The organism is uncultured Cyclobacterium sp. (assembly GCF_963976465.1).
Taxonomy (GTDB): Bacteria; Bacteroidota; Bacteroidia; order Cytophagales; family Cyclobacteriaceae; genus Cyclobacterium.
In genome coordinates this window covers 1-4,759 of sequence record NZ_CAXBOC010000444.1, presented here as the reverse complement: position 1 = coordinate 4,759, position 4,759 = coordinate 1, and the positions used below count along the sequence as shown (strand labels likewise).

2 protein-coding genes and 1 pseudogene are annotated in these 4,759 nt (G+C 38.5%); all 3 read right to left on the bottom strand.

Going from position 1 to position 4,759, the window contains the following annotated elements:
• Positions 1–299: pseudogene (locus tag AAC037_RS19880) on the bottom strand (gfo/Idh/MocA family oxidoreductase); the annotation flags it as partial.
• 53 nt (positions 300–352) lie between these two features.
• Positions 353–1,786, bottom strand: a complete 1,434-nt coding sequence (locus tag AAC037_RS19875; RefSeq protein WP_339905071.1) for a DUF1501 domain-containing protein — start codon at positions 1,784–1,786, stop codon at positions 353–355.
• A gap of 64 nt (positions 1,787–1,850) precedes the next feature.
• Positions 1,851–4,759, bottom strand: a 2,909-nt coding sequence (locus AAC037_RS19870) for a DUF1553 domain-containing protein (protein WP_339905069.1), incomplete at its 5' end; no start/stop codon positions are given.

The window sequence follows — 4,759 nt, the reverse complement described above, 5'->3', positions numbered from 1 at the left end:
CCCTGATAAATATTTTTTGAGTCAATTTTCCCAAAGCCATTTGCTTGGTTTAATTCATCATATTTTTCTTTCCCGGCCTTAAGTTTATCATTAAATAGGTCTGCCATAGCCATTATATTAACATTGGTATGCTTAGACATGGATGAGATAACAGATGTACCTCTATTTCCACAACCGATAATTCCAAGTTGAATAGCAGAGTTAGCTTTGGTGCCAAACACGGTGCTTGGTTTTAAAATTGTGATTGCAGATACTGCTGCAGCGCCTTTGATAAAAGACCTTCTTTCTAAGTTTGTCATTTCTTGGGTTGGTTATTTGTTTTGGTGATTTGGTTCAATTTTAAATCTAGATGCTAACTGATGATCTCATGAACCACCCGTCCACTTACATCCGTAAGTCTAAACCTTCTACCTTGATGTTTAAATATTAACTTTTCATGGTCCACTCCCATAAGGTGAAGCATGGTGGCTTGAAAATCGTGAACATGAACAGGGTCTTGTACTATATTGTAGCCAAATTCGCAGGTTTCTCCGTGGGTATAACCTTTTTTCACACCTCCACCGGCCATCCACATCGTAAAACACCTTGGATGATGATCTCTACCATAATTGTCTTTTGTCAATTTGCCTTGGGAATAATTGGTACGTCCAAATTCTCCGCCCCAAACCACAAGCGTATCTTCCAATAAACCTCTTTGTTTTAAATCCATTACCAAAGCAGCCCCTGCCTGATCCACACTTTTACTCATGAGCTGAATATCACGTGGTAGATTCCCATGTTGATCCCATCCTTGGTGGTAAAGTTGAATGAATTTCACATCCTTTTCAGCCAATCTCCTTGCTAATAGGCAATTTGCTGCAAAAGTGCCCGGCTTTCTAGAATCAGGGCCATACATATCATATATATAATCCGGCTCATTTGAAATATCCATTGTTTCTGGAACCGAAGACTGCATTCTATAGGCCATTTCATATTGTGAAATCCTAGAATTGATTTCCGGATCCATTACCTCATCATATTTAATTTCATGAAGTTCCTTCAGTGCATCTAGCATTTTTCTCCGGCTATGATTTTTTAACCCATTGGGGTTATTCAGGTATAATACCGGATCTTTTCCGGATCTAAATTGCACCCCTTGATGTAAAGATGGTAAAAAACCACTTCCCCACAACTTGGCATATAAGGGTTGACCACCATTTTTACCTCTGGAAAGTAAAACACAAAATTCCGGTAAGTTTTTATTGTCACTGCCTAAACCATAACTTATCCAAGAACCCATGGAAGGCCTTCCGCTTAATTGCGAACCGGTTTGAAAGAAAGTGATGGCAGGATCATGATTGATAGCCTCGGTGTGCATGGATTTCACAAAGCACAATTCATCTACAATCTTAGCAGTATGAGGCATTAATTCACTTACCCAAGCTCCACTTTGACCATATTGAGCAAAATCAAAAACAGAACCTGCTAAAGGAAATGAATTTTGACTTGAGGTCATACCTGTCAATCTTTGGCCAGCCCTAATTGATTCCGGTAATTCTTGGCCAAAACGTTCATTAAGCAAAGGTTTATAATCAAATAACTCCATTTGAGATGGTCCGCCACTTTGGAAAAGATAAATCACTCGTTTAGCCTTAGGTACAAGAGGAATATTATTTAAGCCCAGAGGGTTTCTAGCGAAAAGGTTACCTGGTCCCAGTAAAGAAGACAAAGCCATACTTCCCAGCCCCAAGCTGGTTTTCGATAAAAACTGACGACGATCCATATTCGGGTTATGTAACAAACTCATTATCTATTTTTTCCAATCAAAATCCTTAAATAATTTGGCTAAAATGTTCCTCCTAAAATTCCTATTATCGTTTATAGATGGCTTCATCATAGTTTAATAAAGTAGAATTGACCAAAGTTAGTGCAGCCAATTTCTCTTTTGACAATGTCTTATCATTCTTATATTCACCTACTTGTAGCAAACTATCTGCGTCTTGCGGTGCTTTTTCAAATCCTTCCAGTTCACTTAGATACAGTTCTTTTATAATCTCCAACTCTGCTTTTTCGGGATTTCTACTTGTAATTGCTTTAAAACCAAATTTCAACTGATCAATTGTTTTTTCTCCACCATGGGTCAACATCTTTTCAGCCAACACCCTTGAGGCTTCTATATACTGAGGATCATTCATCAATACCAGTGCCTGTAAGGGAGTATTTGTATTTTGTCGTTTTATAATACACATGTATTTATCCGAAGCATCAAAATTGATCATTGCGGGTGGTGGTGAACTTCGTTTCCAAATGGTGTATAGGCTACGTCTATATAATTTTTCTCCGGTATCCTGAACGTATTCATTCGCATAATTAGTGGTTAACTCTCGCCAGAGTCCTTTAGGTTGATAAGGTTTAACACTTTCCCCTCCAATTTTTCTTACCAGTAATCCACTTGAAGCCAAAGCTTGGTCCCTAACCATTTCCGCTGGAAGTCGAGAAGCATTGGCTCTTGATAACCAGATATTGTCCGGATCTTTAATTCTATCATTTACATTTACAACGGAGGATTGTTGGTAGGTCGCAGAGCTTACCAACAATTTTATCAATTCTTTTAGATTCCAGTCTGATGCTATAAATTTGATTGCAAGGTAATCCAACAGTTCAGGATGTGAAGGAAACTCCCCCTGATTACCAAAATCATCTGGTGTGGCCACAATCCCTCTACCAAATATCATTTCCCAATATTGGTTTACTATTACCCTCGCAGTCAAAGGGTTTTTTTTATCTAAAAGCCATTTGGCTAATCCCAATCTATTCTTTGGCAATGTGTCAGAGAATTTTAAGATGACATCAGGAGTACCCGGAAATACCTGTTCAGTGGGAGCATCATAAACCCCTCTGTCCAAGATGTGGGTGGCCCTCTTCTCCCTTCTTTCTCGCATAACCATCACTTCTCCCTTGGAACTTACCAATTCATTCTCCTCTATGCGCAATTGATGCAAAACTTTATTTTGCATGCCATATGGCTCGTTTACCACTGCAAAATAATAATCTTTGAGAGCGGCAATGTTTCCTTTATTTTTATTCTCGAGCAAAGGATTAAGCACCCCTGCTAACAACTGGGCTTCAATTTCTGTTAGATTACGATCAAACAACCTAAGTTCATCCACAATAGAATGGTCTAGGGTTTCAGCAAAATTTGTCCCCCTTTTTCCAATTTGCAAATTACCGGGGCTACCAATACTCCTTTTTTCCTTACCATAAGCCAAAATGCTTTGCTTTAAATGATCGGTTATTACTTTTGTTTTCATTGGTTTGCCATCCATATAGAGCTTTAAGCCGGAGGCTTTGCTTGATCCGTCATAGGACATGACTAAATGTACCCATTCACCCACAGGTATTGCCTCTTCAGTATGGACTTCTATGGCATTTGCCGGCCATGTATGGCTCATTAATCCTGCTAGACTTCCATCTTCTCTAATTAATAATTCATATCCTCTAAACCCATTTGCGAAGCCACCGGTTTTGGAAAAAATGGGCCCATTCAAACTATCTTTAAGGGCCTTGTACCATATACTTATAGAAAAAGGATCACTCCGTTCGAAATAAGCTATATCTGCACCTAAATCCACATAACTATCCCCAACCAGTTTTATTCCTTTTCCAATCTTTCCTTTCACCGATATTAATTCCTTATCCTTTTGAATGACTACCATATCAGCAGGTTTGGCTTTATCAATGAGATTATCGAATATATTATTGACAGGCTTATCTAGAGGATAGTATGCAATTTCTCCCCTTGGAACCCTTGATGGAGCTTTGGTCTTTGAAAGATTGTTTTGCCAGCTTTCAAAAGAAGCCAAATCATCCTTGGTATATATTTTTAACCTTTTTTCCTCTTCCTCAATTTTTTCTTTTAAATAAGCAATCTTTTTCTCCACTTCCTCATCTTCCTTAAGGATCAATGTCGGACTTGGATCTCCTACATAGGGTACTTGCCCTGTTTCATTTACATTGTTAAAAAAAGCATAAAATTGAAAATATTCTTTTTGAGAAATAGGGTCGTATTTATGGTCGTGGCATCTTGCACACTCTGTAGATAATCCTAGAAAAGCTTTGCCTAGCGTATTGGTACGATCTGCTACATACTCAACACGGTATTCTTCCGGAATAATCCCGCCTTCTTGGCTTTGCGGATGGTTTCGATTAAAACCTGTTGCCAAAATTTGATCATAAGTTGGATTAGGCAATAAATCTCCGGCCAATTGCCAAAGTATAAAATCATCATAAGGCAAATTTTCGTTAAATGCCTTAATTACCCAATCTCTCCATGGCCACATATTTCTCATGCCATCATCTTGATATCCATTGGAGTCGGCATACCTCGCCAAATCAAGCCATTTAGTAGCCATTCTCTCTCCATATTGCGGGGAGTTTAATAATTGACCCACATAAGTAAGGTAAGCTTCGGAAGACGTGTCATTTAAAAATACATCAACTTCCTGTAAAGAAGGTGGTAGCCCGGTAAGATCAAAAGAAAGTCTTCGGATAAGAGTTTCTTTACTTGCTCTTTCTGTAGGCTTAAACCCTTTTGAAATCATTTTATCGTAAACAAAATGATCTATATCGTTATTGGCCCAAATAAGCCCTGAATCATTTAAAGCAGGGACCATTTGTTGTTTAGGTGGTGTAAAAGACCAATGGGGTTGATATTCTGCTCCTTGCTCGATCCATCGGGTAATAAGTGCTATTTCAGTCTGGGAAAGTTTCAAATTTGAAT

Coding starts and splice junctions, on each gene's coding strand:
- AAC037_RS19875 (WP_339905071.1), bottom strand. CDS start 1,786: ATGAGTTTGTTACATAACCCGAATATGGATCGTCGTCAGTTTTTATCG.